The sequence below is a fragment of the Roseimaritima sediminicola genome (assembly GCF_009618275.1).
GTDB lineage: Bacteria > Planctomycetota > Planctomycetia > Pirellulales > Pirellulaceae > Roseimaritima > Roseimaritima sediminicola.
Window position 1 is genome coordinate 1 of the sequence record NZ_WIAD01000070.1, and the last position, 22,144, is coordinate 22,144.

The 22,144-nt window shown below is 60.0% G+C and carries 10 protein-coding genes, 2 tRNA genes and 2 rRNA genes; 7 read left to right on the forward strand and 7 right to left on the reverse strand.

Features of this window, described 5'->3' with window-relative positions:
- Positions 1-5,569, reverse strand: a 5,569-nt coding sequence (locus tag GE027_RS20975) for a tandem-95 repeat protein (RefSeq protein ID WP_153559190.1), incomplete at its 3' end; no start/stop codon positions are given.
- 1,067 nt (positions 5,570-6,636) lie between these two features.
- On the opposite strand from GE027_RS20975, the gene ltrA reads away from it, so the two are divergent.
- Positions 6,637-8,022, forward strand: a complete 1,386-nt coding sequence (gene ltrA / locus GE027_RS20980) for a group II intron reverse transcriptase/maturase (RefSeq protein ID WP_153559191.1) — start codon at positions 6,637-6,639, stop codon at positions 8,020-8,022.
- A gap of 351 nt (positions 8,023-8,373) precedes the next feature.
- On the opposite strand, the gene rrf is transcribed toward ltrA, so the two are convergent.
- The 4 genes from rrf to GE027_RS21000 form a co-directional block, all read right to left on the reverse strand.
- Positions 8,374-8,482 (reverse strand): 5S ribosomal RNA (rrf, locus tag GE027_RS20985).
- 108 nt (positions 8,483-8,590) lie between these two features.
- Positions 8,591-11,507 (reverse strand): 23S ribosomal RNA (locus GE027_RS20990).
- An 870-nt stretch (positions 11,508-12,377) separates the two neighbouring features.
- A tRNA-Ala gene (locus GE027_RS20995) sits at positions 12,378-12,450 on the reverse strand.
- A gap of 75 nt (positions 12,451-12,525) precedes the next feature.
- A tRNA-Ile gene (locus GE027_RS21000) sits at positions 12,526-12,599 on the reverse strand.
- A 172-nt stretch (positions 12,600-12,771) separates the two neighbouring features.
- On the opposite strand from GE027_RS21000, the gene GE027_RS21005 reads away from it, so the two are divergent.
- Positions 12,772-14,661 carry a redoxin domain-containing protein gene (locus GE027_RS21005; RefSeq protein WP_153559192.1) on the forward strand — a complete coding sequence of 630 codons (1,890 nt, stop codon included), beginning with the start codon at positions 12,772-12,774 and terminating at the stop codon, positions 14,659-14,661.
- 236 nt (positions 14,662-14,897) lie between these two features.
- On the opposite strand, the gene GE027_RS21010 is transcribed toward GE027_RS21005, so the two are convergent.
- Both GE027_RS21010 and GE027_RS21015 read right to left on the reverse strand, forming a co-directional pair.
- The gene (locus GE027_RS21010) at positions 14,898-15,389 is read right to left on the reverse strand and encodes a DinB family protein (protein ID WP_153559193.1); all 492 of its coding nucleotides are present in this window, start codon (positions 15,387-15,389) and stop codon (positions 14,898-14,900) included.
- Positions 15,390-15,479: 90 nt separating this feature from the next.
- A complete protein-coding gene (locus GE027_RS21015; RefSeq protein WP_237607704.1) occupies positions 15,480-17,567 on the reverse strand; it encodes a sigma-54-dependent Fis family transcriptional regulator in 2,088 nt (695 codons plus the stop codon).
- 174 nt (positions 17,568-17,741) lie between these two features.
- Here GE027_RS21015 and GE027_RS21020 point away from each other — a divergent pair, with 174 nt between their 5' ends.
- The 5 genes from GE027_RS21020 to GE027_RS21040 all read left to right on the forward strand — a co-directional run bounded on the left by GE027_RS21020 (position 17,742) and on the right by GE027_RS21040 (position 22,080).
- Positions 17,742-18,572 (forward strand): enoyl-ACP reductase FabI, encoded by an 831-nt coding sequence (locus GE027_RS21020; protein WP_153559194.1) that lies wholly within the window; start codon positions 17,742-17,744, stop codon positions 18,570-18,572.
- A 141-nt stretch (positions 18,573-18,713) separates the two neighbouring features.
- Positions 18,714-19,685: an SDR family oxidoreductase gene (locus GE027_RS21025; protein WP_153559195.1), complete on the forward strand. Its 972-nt coding sequence runs from the start codon at positions 18,714-18,716 to the stop codon at positions 19,683-19,685.
- A gap of 80 nt (positions 19,686-19,765) precedes the next feature.
- Positions 19,766-20,788 carry a ketoacyl-ACP synthase III gene (locus GE027_RS21030; RefSeq protein ID WP_153559196.1) on the forward strand — a complete coding sequence of 341 codons (1,023 nt, stop codon included), beginning with the start codon at positions 19,766-19,768 and terminating at the stop codon, positions 20,786-20,788.
- 9 nt (positions 20,789-20,797) lie between these two features.
- The gene (locus GE027_RS21035; protein ID WP_153559197.1) at positions 20,798-21,370 is read left to right on the forward strand and encodes a YqgE/AlgH family protein; all 573 of its coding nucleotides are present in this window, start codon (positions 20,798-20,800) and stop codon (positions 21,368-21,370) included.
- Positions 21,371-21,372: 2 nt separating this feature from the next.
- The gene (locus GE027_RS21040) at positions 21,373-22,080 is read left to right on the forward strand and encodes a metallophosphoesterase family protein (protein ID WP_153559198.1); all 708 of its coding nucleotides are present in this window, start codon (positions 21,373-21,375) and stop codon (positions 22,078-22,080) included.
- The last annotated feature ends 64 nt before the right edge of the window (positions 22,081-22,144 follow it).

Here is a 22,144-nt window from a genome sequence, read left to right on the forward strand (position 1 = left end):
CCTGCGAAACGGTTAGGGTGTCGCCGTCGACGTCGCTGTCGTTGGCCAGCACGTTGATCGTAACCGCGGTGTCCTCATCCGTTGTGGCGGTGTCGTCGTCGGCCACAGGAGCGTCGTTAACGGGGTTTACGGTGACCGTAACGGTCGCCGTGTCGGTCCCGCCTGCACCGTCGGAGATCGTATAGGTGAAGGTGTCGATGCCATGGAAGTTGGCGCTGGGCGTGTAGACGATGGCCCCGTCATTGTTGACAACCGCCGAACCGTTGGCCGGTTGGGTGACCTGCGAAACGGTTAGGGTGTCGTCGTCGACGTCGCTGTCGTTGGCCAGCACGTCGATCGTGACGGCGGTGTCTTCGTCCGTTGTGGCGGTGTCGTCGTCGGCCGCAGGAGCGTCGTTAACGGGATTAACGGTAACCGTAACAGTCGCCGTCGCGGTCCCGCCGGCACCGTCGGAGGTCGTATAGGTGAAGGTGTCGATGCCATGGAAGTTGGCGTTGGGCGTGTAGACGATGGCGCCGCCATTGTTGACAACCGCCGAACCGTTGGCCGGTTGGGTGAGCTGCGAAACGGTTAGGGTGTCCTTATCGACGTCGCTGTCGTTGGCCAGCACATCGATCGTAACCGCGGTGTCTTCATCCGTTGTGGCGGTGTCGTCGTCGGCCGCAGGAGCGTCGTTGACGGCCGTCACCGTCATGGTGACCTGGGCCGAATCACCGTAGCCGTTGTCGTCGCTGATCGTATAGTAGAACAAGTCGATCCCCGAAAAATCGGGGTTCGGGGTGTAGGTGACCGTGCCATCCGCATTGATGTCGACGGTGCCGTTCGCGGGCTCTGTCGCGCCCAGCAGTGTAATGGGATCGCCATCGGGATCGAAATCGTTCGCCAGCAGGTCCAAGGTCACCGACGTGTCTTCGGCGAGGCTTTGGCGGTCGTCCACCGCATCGGGAGCTCGGTTGACTGCCCGGACGGTGATCGTCGCGGTTGCCACGTTGGAATTCGCTTGCCCGTCGCTGGCTCGGTAAGTGAACTGGTCGGTTCCGGCAAAGTCGGGGTTCGGCGTGTAAGTGAAACCTCCGTTGGTGTTAAGCGATAGTGTGCCGTTGCTGGGGGAGGTCACCAATACGGCGGTCAGCGGATCGTTTTCGGGATCCGAGTCGTTGGCCAGCACTCCAGCTTGCGGGGGCACAGTGCGCATGTGCGTTTTAAAAGTCAGATCGAAACCAACCCCCGCCGATTCGTGCTTCGTGCCATCGCTCCACAGTTCTCCGTGGTCATAGGAATCGTTGGAAAGCGGTTCTCGCGACATCCCCAGGTAGAGACGCTGACTCGTCGTGGAGCGGGTCGCACTCAGCCCCAGCGTGAACAGCTCGCCACTAGTTAATGCAAAGTCCGCTGCGGAAGTATCGATTCGAAGCCAGCCATCGGCCATCGACGACGCCGGGGTGACCTGGGTTGTAAAGTCCGGTTGTCCCGACTGCCAAGGCGCCCCGCGGTAGAGCTCGAGGGTGAGTTCGACGTCGCCGGTCAAATCCCTGCCGAGATAAACTTCGACGGCATCCAACTGGCCATCGACTCCAGCACGGACTTTTTGCTGCAGGTCATAGTTGGTGATGAGGATGACATGATCGTGAGCCAGACTTTGTTGGTCGACCACCGACGCGTTCTGCTCGGTGCCGATACTTAGTGGCACGTCCCGGTCAGTGACAAATGCGTCATCGAGCGCGGTGGGCGCGTCGTTGACCGGAGAGACCGTAACGGTGACGACGGCCGGGTCGGTTTTGCCGCTGGGGTCGACCGCAGCGTAGACGAAGGTGTCCTGGCCGTTGAAGTTGGCGTCGGGCGTATAGGTAATCGTGCGATCGTTATTGATTACGACCGATCCGTTTGCCGGTGCGGTTTCGATTGTCACGCCCAAGGCATCTTCATCGACGTCGCTGTCGTTAGACAACACATCGATCGTAACCGCAGTGTCCTCGTCCGTCGTTGCGGCGTCGTTAACGGCCACGGGAGCGTCATTGACGGCAGTGACAGTGATGGTGACCGTGGCCGTATCGGTAGCGCCCGCGTCGTCAGCGATCTGGTAGGTAAAGGTGTCGGCACCGTAGAAGTTGGCCTTGGGCGTGTAGGCGATCGAGCCGTCACTGTTGACGGTCGCCGAACCATTGGTAGGCGGTGTGTTCAGCGTAACGGTCAGGTTCGTACTGTCGCCGGCGCCGTCGTTGGCCAGGACGTCGATCGTGACCGCGGTGTCCTCGGCCGTCGTCGCTGTGTCGTCTTCGGCTACCAAGCTCTCGTCATCCAGCACGACGAGCGGTGCGCTGGTTCGGCCAACCGTGGTATCGTAAGTCAAGGAAAAATTATCGAACTCGGTGACCGACAAACCCTCCCCGAGCCAAGAACTGTCTTTCATGAACAACTTGATCGGCCCGCCACGAAGGTCCACGGTGGCGGTATTTAATTCGGTGCCATCGACGAACGCTCGGGCCGTTTGCGTCGCCGCATCATACTGGATTTTCAGCTGGTGCCAGTTGGTCGACTCGTCACCGAATTCGTCTCTGCCGCGATAAGGTCTACCGCTTCCGGCATTGTTTACCCAGACGAGATATTGTCTTGTATTTGGGTAATGGTAGATGCCGTAGACAGCGGCAGGGCCCGCCGGCACACTCATCCAGCTCATCGCCGACCCTTGAGGATGACGAAAATCCACCTGGGCCGTGAAATCGGAATGGCCGAAGGTGAGTTGGCTACGCACCCCAGTGTCGAGAAAGCTCTCTGAAGGGCTCGGGCTTTCCACTCGAAGAACGCCGCCGGTCTGGGTGACGGAGGACCCGGGGATGTCGGTGATGGTTGTCCAAAAGGTCCCCAATTGCTCGGCAGAGAAATCATCGGAGTAGGTCTCCGAACTCGGGGGCGACATCGCAGCGGAAATGTACACCGTCTGGCTTCCATCGCGAATCGAATCGTCGACTCCAGACACAATAAATGTCGCCTCGGATTCTCCGGCTGGGATCGTTACCGTGGCCGGCACGCTCGCTTCCGACGTATCACCGCTGGACAAGTACACCACCAACTCTTCAGACAAATCGGTGTTTCTCGTGACGGTAGCCGTCGTGGTCCCGCCATTTTCATTTATGGCTGTGTCGGCGAACGACAGTGTCAGGCCTCGGCGCTGATTGCCAAAGTTGACTTGGTCGCGGACCGCGTCGGCGGATACGGTGACGTACTGAGCCCCGTCGGATGCCGGGACATAATCGAGGGCATCGATGCCCAGGATCTCCGACATGGTCAGGTACGGAGTGGCAGTTGCCGTGAAGGGGTCGATCTGGACCAGATTTCCCTGGGTGGTGGACATCACAAACTCGTCGCCTACGGGCGTGAATCCATAGGCGGCAAAATCGGAGGTGTCCGAGAGCCGCGTGACCGCCCCCGTCTGTACGTCAAAGCCCCAGAATTCAGCGTCCAGGTTATCGAAGGCGATCACCTGGTTGTTGGCCGCGTCAAAGGCGATCCCGCTGACATTCACCACGTCGCCACTGCCCGGACCGATTGTTGTGAGCGCACCGGTGCTTCGGTCGATCGCCGCCAAATGCCGGGTCGACCCCAGATTACGGACGGTGTAGATCGTGTCGGTGGCAGGGTCGTACGCCAAGCCGAAAACCACATCGCCGGTCGGGCCGATCAACGTGGCGGCACCGGTGGTGGTGTCGATGGAGTAGAAACCGTCCGTCCCGGTGCCCTTCAGCCCGAACAGTTCCCCGGATCTGGTATGCACCAGCCCGTTCATGTCGGTTCCGAAAAGGCCGACGTGTGCGACTTCGCCGGTGGCCGCATCGATAGTGATCAGTTCATTGGCTTGACCGGCCACGGCATAGAAGAAGGCATCGCTAAGTCCCGGGGCGGTCTGAACGAAATCTTCAGGCACAACTTGGCGAACCATGTAATCGCCAATCGGTAGATTGTTGAACTGATACGATCCGTCGGCGCCCGTTTGCGTCGATAGCTCCCCGCCATCGAGCACCCTGTTGTTGTTTGTGTCCAGATAGACCGTGATCCCGGCCAAGGGATCTTCATCGGCGTCCCGTTGACCGTTGCCGTTCTCGTCCTCGAACAAGACGCCCCGAATGGAGCCGGTTTGCCGGATATTCCCAAAATCAAGATCGCTTATCGTTTCTCCGTCGCCCACCGTCACTCGATGGGCGGCATCCAGTGAATCCGCGGCCCCCAGCCCCGACATGTCAAACCCGGTTTGGAAACTGCGAACCGGCGTTCCGTCCGGCTCGTACACCTGCACCGTTCCCGCCGGATCGTCGAAGCCCAGGTAGACCAAGCCATCCATGCTGGTCACGCCAAAGTCGCGACCATCGTTGACGAAGGCGTGCGAAAACCAACTCGTCGCCTCGCCGGTCGAGGGATCCAACAGGGCGACGACATTGGAATTCCCCACCGGTCCAATCAGTTTCCCACCCGAAGCATCCGGTAATTCGCCCAGTCCACCAAAGGGTTCGTAGTTGGAGCTCGGGACGCTAACGATGTTTTGTACGACGTCGAGCACCGGATCAATGACATAAATCTTGTTTTGGCCAGGCGCATTGACATAGACCAGACCGTCAAGCACCGCGACACCGTCCCAACGCGGTGTGGAGTCCAGGACCATCAAATCCAGAACGCCTCCAGTGTCAGGATTCAGCTCATACAGCCTGTCTTCGGATGCATCGATAAAAAATAGAGTGTTGCCATCGAACGCCAGGCCTGCGGTGCTACCGACAACGTCTCCCGGAGCGTCGAAGGAGCGAATGGTCGTGCCATCGCCGGGATCGATTTCAATGATGCGCGCAGGATTTGTAATGTTGGGATCGATCGCAAACAGTCGACCCGCCGACGCCTGCGGCGCGGTCAGGTCATAACCCGACGGGACAATTTCGCGGACCACATAATCGCCGGCGGGAAGATTCGTGAATGTGTATTGACCGTTTGAATCGGTTATCGCCGTGGGCTCGTTGTTCTGGCCAAGCGTCAGATTGTCCAGCGTGCCGCGTAAGCTGTCCGTTGAAGCGGCGATCGCATAGGCGATACCGGGAACCGACGCGACCAATGTTTCCGATTGCCCGGCTGCGAGCGAACCGGTCGTTACCGTAGTCAATAAATTGCCGTTGTCGTCGAATACCATCAGCTGCCCCACTGCACTCGCCTCGATGGCAGTGAAATCGATACTCAGTGCGTCGACGGTCCCGGTGACATCAATTTCCAGTTGGTGTTCGGCATTCGAAAAACCCACATCCCCGTACTGATTCGCAAAGACACGCGAACCGGTAGAGGTGAATAATGCGTTGGCACTTGTCGCCAGCGCCGGTGCATCGCCGCGCAACGTCGTCCGCACTGTGGCTTCACCAATCGCATGCCCGACGGTTTGGCCAGCGGGATACAGATCTGGTTCCAGGCCTAAACGATCAAGCACGCCGTTGTCGTTCTGGTCCAAGTAAACGACGACGCGTTCCAATCCGGCTTCGTCCCCGGCACGCTGTCCATTTCCGTCGCTGTCCTCGAACGCGGTTCCGCTGAGTACCGACATAGCGCTCAGCAGATTCCGCTCCTCAAGCAGTTCCGCCCGCAGCCGGCGCCGCCCCAAAGATCTGCGGCAAAGCTTGAACCGCGACTTGCGAAGCAGGCCGAAAGTCTTTCGAGACAAACGCTGTTCACGTACAACCGAGCGGGGGTAGACGCTGTCAGACACAGTAAGCTCCGTTCAAGATCGCGACGAGGAAACCGAGGAAGATAAGTCCGAACCGAGTCAGAATGGGGGAGACGAGCAGACGCGAAAATCTCTACTAGGCGAAGCAAGTTCACGCTACGCATCATTTAGTGGAGTGTAGGAACACCCAGTGCGGGGATTCCGATTGTGCGGGCGGGAAAAGCGGGAAGCAACCCGGCCGAACTGGGGGCTGCGCTGGGCCGGACGGGGGGGGCGTGGAGCTGAGGGCCGAGGGAAGGCTGATTCGCGGGACGCCGAAACCGCATTGGCGCCGATGAGCACTCCAGCGTGAGTGCTCCGGAAAAACTAAGGAGCCGTTCGGGAATAATTCCGTGTATACGAAATAGCCAAGTCCGTTCCCTGGGTTGGCACCCAGGGCTAGTGCGCCTGCGAAGGCGACTGAACTGCAGGGTGAAAGTCCCTGTCGGAGAGGACCGTTACCCTCTCCGTAGTGAATGATAACTGCGTTTTCAACAGAAAGGGTGGAGAGCAATCAGGATCGAATAGACAGTCCGTAACGAAAGTGAACTCGATTCGGCCAAGCCTGTCGGGGAGCGGCCTAGCAACTCGCGAACCCCTGATCTCACGAAACGGCCCGACGATGATCGCAACAGGTCAGCCAGGAACCAACCATGGCGGTCGGTGAGACGGCTCACACGGTGAATGAACAGTAGCGTGCTAAACCGAGGTGAACGAAATGGCAGTAGGGTGGTTGGAGATGGAATGTCTAGAAGTTCAGTCGAGATAAGCAGGGAGATCTGAATGAGCCGCAGCCTCTGAAGCTCGCTCAGAAGTCAGAGCCTTCATAGTAGTGATGACCGGCGGGAACCAAACCCGCCGCGAGCGAAGGGAGGCAGGAAAGTAGAAATCGTATCGAGAACAAACGCATGAGAAAGAACAAGTCTCAACGTCTGGCGCGACGCCAACGGCGGCTCGCCAAACAGAAAGACACCGAACTTTTACCGGAACGAGTGCCGTTTGCGGCTATGCCTCCGGGCGACGAACAGAAAACGGATATCCGCTTCTGGGCTTCGCGTGCGGTCTGGACCGATCGAATGTTGTCGACACTCGTCGAGAGACGATTGAAACATGGCAAGTGGTATTCGCTAATCGACAAGGTCACCAGCGAGCTGAACCTGTTCCAAGCCGCCCGCAAGGTAACGGCGAAACGGGGCGCAGCCGGGGTCGATGGCCAGAACTGTGAAATGTACGAGCAGCAACTGATCGCGGAGATCCGTACGCTGCGTGGACAAATTAACAGCGGTCACTATAAACCTCAGCCGGTTCGTCGCGTTCACATTCCCAAGCCCGGGAAACCGAACGAGACTCGACCTTTAGGCATCCCAACGGTCCGTGACCGAGTCGTGCAAACCGCACTGGTCAACGTGATCGAACCAATCCTCGACAACGAGTTTCATGAACGGAGCTATGGTTTCCGGCATGGACGCTCGGCTCACGATGCCCTTCGTATCGTTGAGCAAAAGATCCAGGATGGTTACGTGTATGTCGTCGATGCGGACCTCAAAGGGTACTTCGATTCAATCCCCAAAGAGCGACTGCTGAAGCTCGTCCGGGCTCACATTGCTGACGGCGAGGTAATCGATCTGATTGAATCCATGCTGGATCAGGGAATCCTGGAAGAGCTGCGTCAGTGGAATCCGATCGCCGGAGTTCCTCAAGGCGCAGTACTTTCTCCGGTGCTGTCGAACCTGTACCTCAATGACCTGGATCATCAAATGGCAGAGTCTGGTTTCGAAATGGTCCGTTACGCCGACGACTTCGTCGTCCTCTGCCGTAGCCAGTTCGAAGCCGAGGCGGCCCTGTTGGAGATCAAACAATGGGTCGAGTCTGCCGGCTTACAGTTACATCCTGACAAAACGAAGATCGTAGACAGCCGCTATGAAAGCTTCGCCTTTCTAGGCTATTCGTTTCGCGGTGAGTGCATCTATCCTCGGCGCGAAAGCTTGGTGAAGCTGAAACACCGGCTCAACGAACTGACGTCACGCAAGCGAAGCGGCTCTATCGAGTCGATCGCGAAGGAGCTCAACCGCGTGTTGGTCGGCTGGTTCCGCTACTTCCGCCACTGTCGCTGGACGATCTTTAAGGACCTTGACGCGAAAATCCGTAGTCGCCTACGTCGGCTGCTGCTAAAGCGTCATCGTCTCAACCCTAAACGGCTTTCGCGTAACCAACGCTGGCCAAACGCCTACTTTACGGCGGCGGGTCTCTGGAGTCTGCGGGAGGCCCACATCCGTTTCGGACAATCCTCATAGGACCTACTAACTGGAGAGCCGTGTGCGGGAGAACCGCACGCACGGTTCGGAGGGAGGGGAGCCCGGCCTAACCGGGCTTCCCTACCCCTATCCACATATCGCCACTGCCGTGGTTGCCACGCCGCGATTTGATCATCCCTACAATGCTCCAGCAACCGCTGGGAAATGCCGAAGTCGTTTCCGAACGGTTCCCAAGGCAGCGTGTTCCGTAGCGTAAGACATGGACCGCCCCACTGCTACGGCTCCCCTCTTACGGCGATGGCCGTTGCGGCAATCCGATGGACGGCAACCAGGAAGGGATCAGCGCATAAAAAAACCCTTCTTGTCACAAGGACAAGAAGGGTTTTAAAAATCCGGCAATACCTACTTTCACGCTGGTGGGCACTATCATCGGCTCGGAAAGCTTAACTGCCGTGTTCGGGATGGGAACGGGTGTGACCTTTCCGATATGGTCGCCGGAAGGACTGGCGGCAGGGTATTTCACCTGACCGCCAGCCGGTTGTTTGGTAGTAAGACATTTTATAGGAGCGTTGTGAACCATCGGTTCGAATGCGAGTGCAAGATATCGATGGTCAAGCCTTTGCCCGTTAGTACTGGTTAGCTCAATACGTTACCGTACTTACACGTCCAGCCTATCAACCTGGTAGTCTTCCAGGGGGCTCTCGTCGCAAAGCGACTTACGAATCCTTATCTTGGGGCGGGCTTCACGCTTAGATGCTTTCAGCGTTTATCCGTTCCGAAGTTAGCTATCCAGCCGTGCCGCTAGCGCGACAACTGGTACACCAGAGCTTCGTCCAACTAAATCCTCTCGTACTAAAGTTGAATCCCCTCAAGATTCGAACGCCCACGGCAGATAGGGACCGACCTGTCTCACGACGGTCTGAACCCAGCTCACGTACCACTTTCATTGGCGAACAGCCAAACCCTTGGGAGCTTCTACACCCCCAGGATGTGATGAGCCGACATCGAGGTGCCAAACCGCCACGCCGCTGTGGACGCTCGGTGGCGATAAGCCTGTTATCCCCGGAGTACCTTTTATCTGATGAGCGATAACCCTTCCATTCGGGATTACCGGATCACTAAGACCGACTTTCGTCCCTGCTCGACTTATGGGTCTCGCAGTCAAGCACACTTCTACCTTTACGCTCTTCGCCTGATTGCCGACCAGGCTGAGTGTACCATTGCACTCCTCCGTTACTCTTTGGGAGGAGACCGCCCCAGTCAAACTGCCCGACAGCAACTGTCCCTTGCCCGGATTCACGGGATCAAGGTTAGAATTAAATTATGACCAGGCTGGTATTTCAAGGACGGCTCCGCCGATGCTAGCGCACCGGTTTCAAAGCCTCCCAGCTATCCTACACAGAACATAACTCAACCCAATAACTGCCTACAGTAAAGGTTCACGGGGTCTTTCCGTCTAACCGCGGGTATGTGGCATCTTCACCACAACTACAATTTCACCGGGTCGGTGGTTGAGACAGTGCTCCAATCGTTACGCCTTTCATGCAGGTCGGAACTTACCCGACAAGGAACTTCGCTACCTTAGGACCCTCATAGTTAGGGCCGCCGTTTACTGGGGCTTCGGTCGCCAGCTTCGCTCCGAAGAGCTAACCGTCTTCCTTAACCTACCAGCACCGGGCAGGCGTCAGTCTCTATACATCCACTTACGTGTTAGCAGAGACCTGTGTTTTTGATAAACAGTCGTTAGAGCCGATTTTCTGTGGCCTCTAGCAGCGTAAACCGCCGGAGGCGCCCCTTATCGCGAACTTACGGGGCCATTTTGCAGAGTTCCTTAACCACCGTTCTCCCGAGCGCCTTAGACTTCTCGTCTCGCGTACCTGTGTCAGTTTTAGTACGGTCGGTTGCACACATAACTTAGCTGCTTTTCTTGGACGTCCTTCCAATGACTTCGAGAACTTAAACGCTCTCGAGCTAAACCTTGGTTTTTGACCAGTCATTTAACCCTGGTCGCCTCGGTTTTCGCTACGGACATTTCTATTCGTACCGCTCACTTTCCGGACGCCGTCCCAGCATCGAATGTACAACCGGCACAGGAATATTGACCTGTTATCCATCGTCTACGCCTTTCGGCCTCGACTAAGGGACCGGCTAACCCTGGGCGGATTTACCTTCCCCAGGAAACCTTACGCTTTCGGCGAGCAGGATTCTCACCTGCTTTATCGTTACTCATTCCGGCATAATCACCCGATAACCCCGACACCGTTCGTTACCGTACGGCTTGTATCTGGTTATCGGCGCTCTCCTACCACGCTAGCCCCGAAGGACTAGCATCCATTGCTTCGGTGAAATACTTACTCCCGTTCATTATCGGCGCAGAATTGCTCGACTGGTAAGCTGTTACGCACTTTTTAAATGGTGGCTGCTTCTAAGCCAACATCCCAGCTGTCTTAGCAATTCAACTTCCTTAGTGACTAAGTATTTCTTGGGGACCTTAGCAGATGGTCTGGGTTGTTTCCCTCTCGACCGCGGAGCTTATCCCCCGCGGACTGACTGCCGAGATAGTTTTATCGGTATTCGGAGTTTGGTTCGGTGGGGTACCCCGGGAAGGGCCCCCATCCGATTCAGTATCTCTACCCCCGATAAATAGTGGCTCGACGCTATCCCTCAAGATATTTCGGAGAGAACGAGCTATCTCCTGGTTTGATTACACTTTCAGTCCTCCCCACAAGTCATCCCCTCAGTTTTCAACCTAAGTGGGTTCGGTCCTCCACGCAGTTTAACCCGCGCTTCAACCTGCTCATGGGTAGATCACCAGGTTTCGCGTCTGCAGCATACGACAATTTCGCCCTATTCAGACTCGGTTTCCCTTGGGCTACGTCCCGTAAGGACTTAACCAAGCCGCATACCACAACTCGCCGGATCATTATGCAAAAGGCACGCCGTCACCCGTGGTCCCGAAGGACTATAGGGCTCCGACCGCTTGTAAGCATATGGTTTCAGGTTCACATTCCTCCCCTAGCAGGGGTTCTTCTCATCATTCAGTCGCCCTACTGGTTCGCTATCGGTCGTCAAGGAGTATTTAGCCTTGCGGGATGGTCCCCGCGGATTCAATCCAGGTTTCACGTGACTGGACCTACTCAGGAACACACCGACGTCGCTTAATGGAGTTTCACTTACGGGGCTGTCACCCTCTGTGGCCGACCTTTCCAGGTCGTTCTGTTACTCGTTCTGCGACGCCATGCGATGTGCCCTACAACACCGGGAGGGAAACCCTCTCGGTTTGGGCTGTTCCGCTTTCGCTCGCCGCTACTTACGGAATCGATTTTTCTTTCTTTTCCACCAGGTACTTAGATGTTTCAGTTCCCTGGGTTGCCGCTGGCACACCTATGTATTCAGTGTGCAGCATTCGGGTATCTCGGGATCATCGCTCGTTTGTCAGCTTCCCCAAGCTTTTCGCAGACTTCCACGCCCTTCTTCGGCTCTTGACGCCAAGACATCCCCCATATGCTCTTGGTAGCTTGACCATCGGAATCTCGAACTCGCTACGCTTCGTTGCTCGGCCGCGGAAGCGGTCGGGCTCGGAATCGCAAGCGATGCTTTCGATCCGCTGGTGTCTACCAACGATAAAAGTGCCTGGCCTACACTGCGTTTCCCGCAGTTCGTTCCTCGGCAGCAAGCTGTCGAGGTGTTCCCTGCAGGCGGTCAGTGCATCCAAGCTATTTGCAAGATCGTCTGATCAACTTGCTCTCCCGCACTTGCGTGCTGGCGGGCAAGTCTCACTCAACGCTCCTGAGAACTAAACCGAGAACTTGCAGGCTGTCGGTCGCGAGCGACCAACGAGGCTTGCAAGAACTGTGGTGTTCTTTAGATGCCTTCTACCAAACAACCAAATTGTCAAAAATCAAGGCCTTGCTCTGGGCAAGGGACGCTTTCCTAGGTGGTCAGCCGCTCGCCCGGCTGCTTGAGCTGGGCGAGCGGTCGGTCACCTTTGGGAGGCGGGATAGTAACTGTTGTCGGCCGGGGCCGTCAATGCCTGAAGTGAAATTTTTGTGAAGAGCATTTTGCCGTTGTCGGCGGGCGGCTCGTCGTTTCACTTCGAGGCGTGGGTGGGAAGTTTAGCGACCGTTTGTTTTCGGTCAATGCCTGTTTCCCGTTTTTTTGAAGCGGCGTTTTTGGTGAGGCCTGTCGCTTCAGGTCGGCCCTTCTTTGTTAGGTCGGGGATTGTTGCGGAAAGTCGCTTGGCCCGCCAGGGCTCTTGGTCGACTTTTTGCAAACTTTCCCAACTTTCTGCCCCGGAGGGACAGTTGGCCATCCCGAAGGATGGCCGCGGGCCAGGGCCCAGGCGGCTGACTGCTGCCGGCGACTAATTTAGCGACCGGCGGCGATCTGCCAAGTGGAGGTAGACGGACTTGAACCGACGACCCTCTGCTTGCAAAGCAGATGCTCTCCCAACTGAGCTATACCCCCGTGGGAACCTCGAAGTGAAAAACGCTTGTGGCGGAAATCCTGCCGTCGGCGGTTTTCGCTTCGAGCCTCTTCGAGTGGGCGTACCAGAATTCGAATCTGGGACCTCGTCGTTATCAGCGACGCGCTCTAACCAGCTGAGCTATACGCCCGCGGAGCCGAAACTTGGAAAGCCGCGGCTGCGAAGGTCCCGAAGTTTACGAATCTGCCGTGATCTGTCAAAGGCCCTTTTGGTTTTAATTCTATTTTCCCGGCAATCTCTTCGCCGATACCCTTAAAACCGGACACTCACTGCTGTTTCTTTCTCGTTTGGAGAAGTATTCGATGCCACGCAAGGCTGCCCTGTTCGTTCTACCACTGGTGGTTGGATTGTCGCCGACAGTCCCTCTCTCGGCCGCGCCACCGGCTGCGAAGGCGGCGCTGAGCCTCAAGCCGGTCCAGCAAGCGGTTCGATACCAACGAGTTCCCGCCTCCGAAGTGGACAGTTGTCGGGTGGTCGACCTGGAAGGGGACTGGGCCGGATGGGAAGTCACCACCGCCGACGGCACCCCGCTGCGACGCTTTGCCGATACCAACGGCGACAAAAAGGTCGATCTGTGGTGCTACTTCGACCAAGGTGTCGAGGTCTATCGTGATGTCGACGGCGATTTCAACGGCAAAGCCGACCAGTATCGCTGGCTGGGCACCGCCGGAACTCGCTGGGCGCTGGACGACAACGAAGACGGCACGATCGACAGCTGGAAACAGATCTCTGCCGAGGAAGCCACCGCGGAGCTGGTCGCGGCCCTGGCCGACGCGGACGTCGAGCGGTTTGAGCGGTTGGTGCTTTCTGACGAGGAATTGGCCGCGCTGGGCTTTGCGCCCGGCGAAGCCAAGAAACTGGCCCAGCAGCTGCAGGAGGCTCGGCAGCGGTTTGCCGATTTCGCCAAGCAGCAGAACTCCGTCCAGGCCGGCGCGCGGTGGGTGCAGTTCGCCGCGGCCAAACCCGGCGTGTTGCCCTCCGGTGCCCTGGGCCTGAGCTCGGACCTGAAGGTTTACGAGAACGTCGTGGCGATGTTCGAAAACGAGGGCGAAAGCGGCCAACTGGTCGTCGGGACGCTGGTCCAGGTCGGCGACGCTTGGCGGTTGATCGATCTGCCGCAGGTCGTCGGCGAAGACATGGTTGCCCGCAGCAGCGGATATTTCTTCACCCCCATGCGGGCCGCGACGACCGCCCTGCCCAGCGAAGGACAGGACCAGCAGGCCCAGAAGTTGGTCGTCCAGCTGGAAAAGATCGATCAACGCTTGGCTACGGCCGGACCGGCCGAACTGCCCAAATTGAACGCTGCTCGCGCCGACGTGGTCGAGCAGCTGGCCCTGGCCGCCAGCACGCCGGCCGATCGTCAGGCCTGGGTCCAGCAACTGGTCGATACGGTCACCGTGGCGATTCAGGAAGGAGCCTATCCCGACGGCACGACCCGGCTGCGAAAAATCAGCCGCGAATTGGCGGGCAACAACAAGGCGCTGCGGTCGTACGTCGATTTCCAAGTGATCAGCGCAGAATACGCCACTCGCCTGCAGGGTTCGAAGTCAGAGGATTTTCCCAAGATCCAGGAGTGGTACCTGGAAAACCTGACGGAGTTCGTCGAGCGGTATGAGTCGACGCCCGAAGCCGGCAAGGCCATGTTGCAGTTGGCGCTGAGCAAGGAATTCGAAGCCAAGGAAAAGGAGGCCCTGCAGTGGTATCGCCGCGTGGCCAAGGAATTCCCCGGCGAAACCGCTGGTGCGAAAGCCGCCGGAGCGGTGCGCCGGCTGGATTCGGTGGGCAAATCGCTGGATCTGCGCGGTGAAACGATCGATGGCAAGAGCTTCCGGCTGTCGTCCCTGCGGGGCCGGCCGGTCGTCCTGCACTACTGGGCCGCGTGGTGCGAACCTTGCAAGCAGGACATGCGGCGGCTGCGACAACTGCAGGCTCAGTACCAGAAGGCCGGCCTGGAAATCGTGGGGGTCAGCGTCGACAGCACCCGCGAAGATGCCGCGGAATTCCTGCGAGCCAATCCCCTGCCCTGGACGCAACTGTTCGCCGAAGGCGGCATGGAGGGAAGCCGCTTGGCCAACGAACTGGGCGTGCAAACCCTGCCCACGATGTTGCTGATCGATAAATCCGGCAAGGTCGTCCAGCACAACGTCCAGGTCGCCCAGTTGGGTGAGGAACTGGACGAGCTGCTGCGGTAGCAGCGGCCGGCCGTCCAGAGTAGCTCGGCTGTCCAGAGTAGCTCGGCTGTCCCAGCCGAGACGGAGCTGGGCTGTATTGCATCCTCGGCTGGGGACAGCCGAGCTACTTTCGCGGGAGCGAAAGGCGACACTAGCCGAGCTACTTTCGCAGGAGCGAAAGGCGACACTGGACGGCTACTTTCGCAGGAGCGAAAGGCGACACTGGACGGCTACTTTCGCGGGAGCGAAAGGCGACACTAGATCAGCACGGGTTTGTTGAGGGCACGTCGGACCGGAACCCACTGGCCGACGTGCATCAGCGGATGACTGGCGATCAACAGAAAAACGTCTCCGACTCGCGGGAACATCTGCCGGAGGTGCTCCGGAGCCGGGGCGTCGAGGTCTTCCGCGGAAACGCTCCGCAGCGCGGTCTGGGTGGCCGCCGCGGTTTGCGACAGCAGCTCCAGGTACTGTTGTTTGCTGCAGAATTCCTCGGCCTTGTCGCTGTCGGCGTTCTCCTTGGAATGCGTCTCGGCAAATCCCTCGGGCAAGGTGATCGCGGAGCCGGGGCGGACGGAATCCAGCAGACCGCACTCGGCGACGATCAGATGTCCCAGTTGCCAGGCGATGTGGTTACAGCCCGGTCCCGGCCGGCGGAGCAGCTCCGCGTCCTCCAGGTCCGAAACATAGGATTCGAGGATCATTCGGCTGGTCTTGGCGGCTTGGGCGATGACGTCGTGGGCATCCATGGTAGCTCCAGGGGGTAGGGGAAATGCGGTGTCTCGGCTGGGGACAGCCGAGCTGCTTTGGTTTTTTCGTCTCGGCTGGGGACAGCCGAGCTACTTTGGCTCGTCCATGCCCAGCTGCTTGAGTTTGCGGTACAGGTTGCTGCGGTGCAGCCCCAGCGTGGCGGCCGCTTCGGTCATATTGCCTTGGCAGCGAGCGATGGCTTGTTCGATGGCTTGGATTTGGAACTGCCGCGTGGCTTCGGTCAGGCCGACGTCCATGGCCAGGGCGGGATCGCGTCCGGATTCGCCTGGTCCCTTCGGGTCTGCTGAAAACGCCAGGTCGGCGGCGGCCACGGTGTCGTCCGGGCACAGGTAACTGACGCGTTCCATCAGGTTTCGCAGTTCGCGAACATTGCCGGGCCAGCGGTGACGCCGCATCGCCGCGGCGGCTTCGCGCGAGATTTTGGGCGGGAGCCTCCCGATCTGCTGGGCGAAGTGTTCCAGAAAATGGTTGGCCAGCAGCAGGATGTCGTCGCCGCGCTCTCTGAGCGGCGGCAACTGCAACGAGACGACATTCAAGCGAAAGTACAGGTCTTCGCGGAAGGTTTTCTCGCGAACCATCTCCGCCAGCGAGCGGTTGGTGGCGGCCACGACGCGGACGTCGACCGGGATCGATGCCGAACCGCCCACGCGAACGATCACTTTCTCTTCCAGCACACGCAGCAATTTGGCTTGTCCGCCGGGGCTCAGGTCGCCGATTTCGTCCAGGAACAAGGTGCCGCCGGAGGCCAGCTCGAACTTGCCAGGCCGCGATTGATGGGCGTCGGTGAAGGCGCCTTTTTCATGGCCGAACAGTTCGCTTTCCAGCAGGGATTCGACCAGGGCGGCGCAGTTGACCGCCACGAAGGGCTCGCTGCGGCGCGGCGACTGGAAGTGGACGCTGCGGGCCAGGACTTCTTTGCCGGTCCCGTTTTCGCCCAGAACCAACAGGGCCAGATCGGTCGCGGCGACGCGTGAGACCGTTTTTCGCAGCGCCGTGATGCTGTCGCTGTGCCCGATCACCTGGACCGTTTCGGCCACGTCGGCGACCAGGCGGTCCCGCGACCGAATCGCCGTGTGGCGGTCCTGCGTATTGCGGATCACGCCGGCGGCTTGGGTGGCCAGACGGGTCAGCGTGTCGATGTCTTCGGTGCTGAAGCGGCCCGTGGACTTGTTGATCACCTCGAACACGCCCAGCGGTTTGCCCTTTTGGTCCTCCAGCGGCACGGCCAGCAGGGAACGGGTGGTGAACTGCAGCTGGCGGTCGACCGCACGATTGACCTCGCTCTCCTCATCTTCGCTGGCCTGCCAACGCCGGGGCTGGCCCGACTGGAGGACCGCTCCGACGATGCCCGCCGCGTCGTCGACTTCCAACGGCTGGTGCCCCACGCCCAGGGCCGGTTTGCCGACCAGTTTTTTGCGGCGGCGATCCCACAAAAAAATGCTGGCCCGTTCGCAGCGAAGCAGTTCGGTGGCGGCTCCGGCGATGGCTCGCAGCAACGCTTCGGGGTCGTCCTCACGATGCCAGTGGGCGGCGAAATCCAACAGCCGTTCCAGTCGCTCGGCCCGCTCGCTCAAGTCACTCAGGCGGCGGAGCAGCGGACAAAAGCCTCCCAGCGTGGCGGCTGCCGCGCGGCCGCACGCTTCCAGCGCCGCGGTATCGATGGTCTGGGGTTCGATGGTCTGGGGTTCGATCGCCTGGGGGGCCGCGGTCGACGCAGCGCCGTCCGGGGCCCACAGCACGAGTGCCTGGGGCAGCTGAGCCCGCAGGGCCGGAGAGATTTCGGCGCCGGAGGCCAGCGGGATCGGCCACGCCCACCAGGGCTGGCGGTGCTGGGCCTGGCGATGATCGAGCGCCTCGGCCACCAAGGTTTCCGGCACGGCGGGCCGGTCGGCTGCGGAATCTCCCTTGGGCACGCCCTCCGCTGGGTCCGCTCCGGTCCATAGGTCCATCTGCCAGGAGCGACCTTGCTGACGGACCGTCCCGGCGCCGGCCGTCCCGGCGCCGGCCAGGGCCGTTTGGCGGACGACCGCTTCCAGCACCGCCAAGATGCCGGCCGTTTCCGGGTGCTGGGCTCCTGCCGCGGCCGCCAGTAGGGATTGTGCCAACGCGGCTTCCCCGGACGAGGCGGTGCTGGGAGGATCTGGAGCGGGCGACATGAGGTGCGTTCTCGAGCGGATTTAGAAAGGTGGTGACGCGGCCCCGCGTGTGGCTACCGGAGGCCTTGGTTTTTCGATAAACTCCGCCCTCCGAACGTCCCGCGTCGGCTCGGCCAGCTCGGCCACCTTCCCGACCGTTGCTCCCGCTTCCTCCAACGCAATCAGAAACACAGCATGGACTTTCAAGGAAAAAAAGGTTTGATCCTGGGCGTCGCCAACGACCATTCTATCGCCTGGGCGATCGCCAAGCGGATCATGGAAGGCGGTGGCGAGTGTGGTTTTACGCATCTTCCGGACCGTCCCGATGACGCCCGCCAACGCAACCGCCGCCGCGTCTCGCAGCTGACCGACAAGCAGCCGAACGCCAAGTTCCTGGTGCCGATGGACGCGCAGGACGACCAACAGATTCGCGACGTGATGCAGACCGCCAAGGACGAATTCGGCAGCATCGACTTTTTGCTGCATTCGATTGCCTTCGCCGACCGCGAGGACCTGGGGCGGGATACGGTTTACACCAGTCGTGCCGGATTTGCTTTGGCGATGGACGTCAGCGTGTACACCCTGATCGCGGCGACGGCCGCGGCCAAGGACGCCGAATTGTTCAAACCCGGTGCGGCGATCGCCACGATGACGTATTTCGGCGGCGAAAAATGCGTGCCCGGATACAACGTGATGGGCATTTGCAAAGCGGCCCTGGAAGCCACGGTGCGGTACCTGGCCTTCGACATGGGCGCCCAAGGCGTCCGCGTCAACGCCCTCTCGGCCGGCCCCATGCGGACCCTGGCCGGTCGCGCCGCCGGTGTCGATGAGATGCTAGAGTTGTACGAGCACATGGCACCGATGGCCCGGAACGTGACCCACGAAGAAGTCGGCAACACCGGCGCTTTCCTGCTGCATCCGGCCAGCGACGGGATCAGCGGCGAAATCCTGCACGTCGACGGCGGCTACCACGCGATGGGCAGCCCCGGCCGGTTGCTGGAAAAAGTTCGCGCCGCCAAGTCGTAGACGCTTCACTGAAGGTGGCCAGTAGATATCCCCCTCACCCCCGGCCCCTCTCCTTCGAATCCTGACTCGCTTAGGCTCGCCAGGATTCGGGGCAGAGGGGAGAAAACGATTTCGATTGATCCTTTATTTGGACCCCCAGCGATGACCATTGGCAGCAGCCTCCAGGGACGCACTTGTCTGGTGACCGGCGGCGCCGGCTTTATCGGCAGTCATTTGGCCAACCGTTTGGTGAAGCTGGGCGCGACGGTTCGCGTGCTGGACAACCTGAGCACGGGCACGCGCGAGAATCTGCAGGCGATCGAAGGGCCGGTCGATTTCATCGAAGGCGATTGTTCGGAGGAAGCCGTCGTGGCGGGGGCCGTCGAGGGCTGCGACACGATCTTTCATCTGGCGGCCATGGCCAGTGTGCCGCGGAGCGTGGCCGAACCGGTGCGGTGCCACCAGTGGGTGGCGACGTCGACGGTGCGGATGCTCTCTGCCGGTAGCGCCGCGGGCGTTCGCCGGTTCGTGCTGGCTTCGACCAGTGCGGCCTACGGGGATTCTCCCTACGTGGCCAAGCGCGAAAGCGATCCGCCGGCACCCTTGTCGCCCTATGCGGCGGCAAAACTGGCTGCCGAGCAGTACTGTGCGGCGTTTGCCCGCAGTGGCACCATCGAAACGGCCGCCCTGCGGTACTTCAACGTCTTCGGTCCCCGCCAGGATCCGCAGAGCGAGTACAGCGCGGTCATTCCCCGCTTTGTCTCGATGATTCTCGAAGGCCAGCAGCCGATTATCTACGGCGATGGCCAACAGTCTCGCGATTTCGTGTACGTGGACAACGTCGTCGACGCGAATCTGTTGGCGGCGACCGTCGAAGGCGTCAACGGCGGCGTGTTCAATATCGCTTGCGGTGCTAGCACGACGCTGCTGGAATTGCTCGACCGCCTGCGCGAGCTGCTCGGTCAGGGCATCGAACCGATTCACCAGCCGCCGCGGGCCGGTGACGTGCGAGATTCTTTGGCGGATATTACCGAAGCGCGTCGCGTCTTGGGGTACGAACCGCGGGTCAGCGTTTCTGAGGGGCTGGAGGCCAGCGTCGAATACTATCGATCGATTGTGACCAGCGGCGCTTGACCTCGGCAAGCGTTCCGGGGTTTGCTAGGCTGCCCTTTTCCGGTCAATCCGTCACCTGTTCGCCCCAGCCAGAGCCGCCCGTGCCGCACGCTAGTATCGGTCCCATCGCCGTTCATTTTCCGGAACGGCTCGAAACCAATGCCGCTCTGGAGCAAGAATTTCCGGGCTGGAACCTCGATTTGATCGCCGCCAAAACGGGCATCGAACAACGATACATCGCCGCGGAGAACGAAACCGCGTCGGACTTGGCCGTGGCGGCATGCGAAAAACTCTTTCAGCGGGGCGTCGAGCGCGAGTCGATCGATTTTTTGCTGTACTGCACGCAGACGCCGGACTATCCCCTGCCCACGACGGGCTGTCTGATTCAGGATCGACTGGGCTTGCCGACCCACTGTGGGGCCCTGGATTTCAATCTCGGCTGCAGCGGGTTTGTCTACGGTTTAGCGTTGGCCGAAGGTTTGATCCACAGCGGTGTGGCCCGCCGCATCCTGCTGATCACCTCCGAGACGTATTCCAAGTACATCGACCCCAGCGACCGCAGCTTGCGAACCATTTTTGGCGACGCCGCCGCGGCGACGTTGGTCGAAGCGGCCGAACCGCGATCGATCTGGGGCTTCCAGTTCGGTACCGACGGTAGCGGAGCCGATACGTTGCTGGTCGCCGACGGCGGAGCTCGTCCGCCAGAGGATGCCCTGCGGCCGCGGCACCGCAAGCGGTGGCCCAGCCGGTTGTACATGGACGGGCCGAGCCTAATTAATTTTACCGTGGAATCGATTCCGCGATTGGTGGAGGACATCCTCGAGGCGAACCATCTCCAGCGGGAGGCGATCGACCTGTTTCTGATGCACCAAGCCACGCGGAAAATGCTGGAACAGTTACAATTGCGAATGCAGGTCGAACCGGAGCGCTTGCCGATCGAGTTGGCCGATTGTGGGAACACGGTCTCTTCGACGATTCCGATCCTGATCCAGCGGATGCGGCAACAGGGCCGGGTTCAGGCCGATGCCACCAATATGTTGGTGGGCTTTGGCGTGGGATGGTCCTGGGCCGGTTGCTTGTGGAAAGACGTTTTTCGCGATCCTCAAAATCAGAACTTGAGTTAGGGCAGAGGCATGAGTTCCGTCGAAGGTTGTTTGCTGATCGCCTCGCCGTATTTGTCCGACGGGCATTTCTTTCGGACCGTCGTGTACGTGATCCGTCACGACAGCGAGGGCGCCTTTGGAGTGGTGCTCAACCGCCCCGGGCCGATGTCGCTGGAGGAAGCCCTCGCCGAACCGCTGGGCCACCAGCCGCAGCGGAGCGACCAGTTGTACATCGGCGGGCCGGTCGAGGGGCCGCTGATCGCCCTGCATGACCTGGCCGGGCTGGGCGACCCCTGTGTGGCCGAAGCGGCCAGCCCCGAGACGGCCCTGATCTGGATGACGACCGATGAAGATCATCTGCGGATGCTGGCCGATCGCAACGATGTCCGAGCCCGCTTTGTGACCGGCTACAGTGGCTGGGGCGCGGGCCAGTTGGATGCGGAACTCCGCGTCGGCGGCTGGCTGGTGGCCAAGGCCGATGTGGATACCCTGTTCAGCGATCCTTCGCCGGTCTGGGAAAGCCTGGTGCGCCAACAGGGCCGTAGCGTGCTGGCGGATCTGGTGCCCAGCGTCGACGAAGGGTTCGATCCGCAGGTCAATTGACCATGCGTACGATCGCGATCGGCGATGTCCACGGCTGTGCCAAAGCCCTGCGGACGTTGATCGAAATCATCGCCCCGCAGCGTGACGATACGCTGGTCTTTCTGGGTGATTACGTGGACCGAGGTCCCGACAGCCGTGACGTGATCGAACAAGTGATCGCATTGGAACAGCGGTGCCGCGTGGTGGCTCTGCGCGGCAACCACGAGATCATGCTGTTGGGCGTGATGAACAGCGGGCTGTGCCCCGAGCTGTGGCTGGCCAGCGGCGGCCAGGCGACGGTGAGCAGTTACGGCGGGGCGCTGGAAAAAATGCCGCCGGCGCATCGCCGCTTTCTGGCGGGCCTAGAGGCCTACTACGAGACCGACGAGGCGATCTTCGTCCACGCCAATTATTTTCCCGATGTGGCCATGGAAGACCTGCCGGAGCGACGGATGTATTGGGAGCATCTGAGCATGATCCCCGAGCCGCATCAATCGGGCAAACGCATCTACGTGGGCCACACCCCGCAGATCTCCGGCGAGATCCTGGACCGCGGACACCTGGTGTGCGTCGACACCTGTTGTTTCGGCGGCCTCTGGTTGACCGCCCTGGACATCCATAGCGGCAGGGTCTGGCAGACCGATATTCACGGGCACGAGCGACGAAGACACTGGGCGGCGTCGCTGGTCGCCGAAGTGGCCCAGCGGTGGAAAGCTCGGCGAACGAAATAATCCCCAGATCCGTAGCCGAAGTCGCCAGACTTTGGGGGCGAGATTGCAAATTGAGGTTTGCCGG

Excerpts from the sequence above, each read along its gene's own strand:
- ltrA (WP_153559191.1), top strand. The coding sequence starts at position 6,637 with ATGAGAAAGAACAAGTCTCAACGTCTGGCGCGACGCCAACGGCGGCTC.
- GE027_RS21005 (WP_153559192.1), top strand. The coding sequence starts at position 12,772 with ATGCCACGCAAGGCTGCCCTGTTCGTTCTACCACTGGTGGTTGGATTG.
- GE027_RS21010 (WP_153559193.1), bottom strand. The coding sequence starts at position 15,389 with ATGGATGCCCACGACGTCATCGCCCAAGCCGCCAAGACCAGCCGAATG.
- GE027_RS21015 (WP_237607704.1), bottom strand. The coding sequence starts at position 17,567 with ATGTCGCCCGCTCCAGATCCTCCCAGCACCGCCTCGTCCGGGGAAGCC.
- GE027_RS21020 (WP_153559194.1), top strand. The coding sequence starts at position 17,742 with ATGGACTTTCAAGGAAAAAAAGGTTTGATCCTGGGCGTCGCCAACGAC.
- GE027_RS21025 (WP_153559195.1), top strand. The coding sequence starts at position 18,714 with ATGACCATTGGCAGCAGCCTCCAGGGACGCACTTGTCTGGTGACCGGC.
- GE027_RS21035 (WP_153559197.1), top strand. The coding sequence starts at position 20,798 with ATGAGTTCCGTCGAAGGTTGTTTGCTGATCGCCTCGCCGTATTTGTCC.
- GE027_RS21040 (WP_153559198.1), top strand. The coding sequence starts at position 21,373 with ATGCGTACGATCGCGATCGGCGATGTCCACGGCTGTGCCAAAGCCCTG.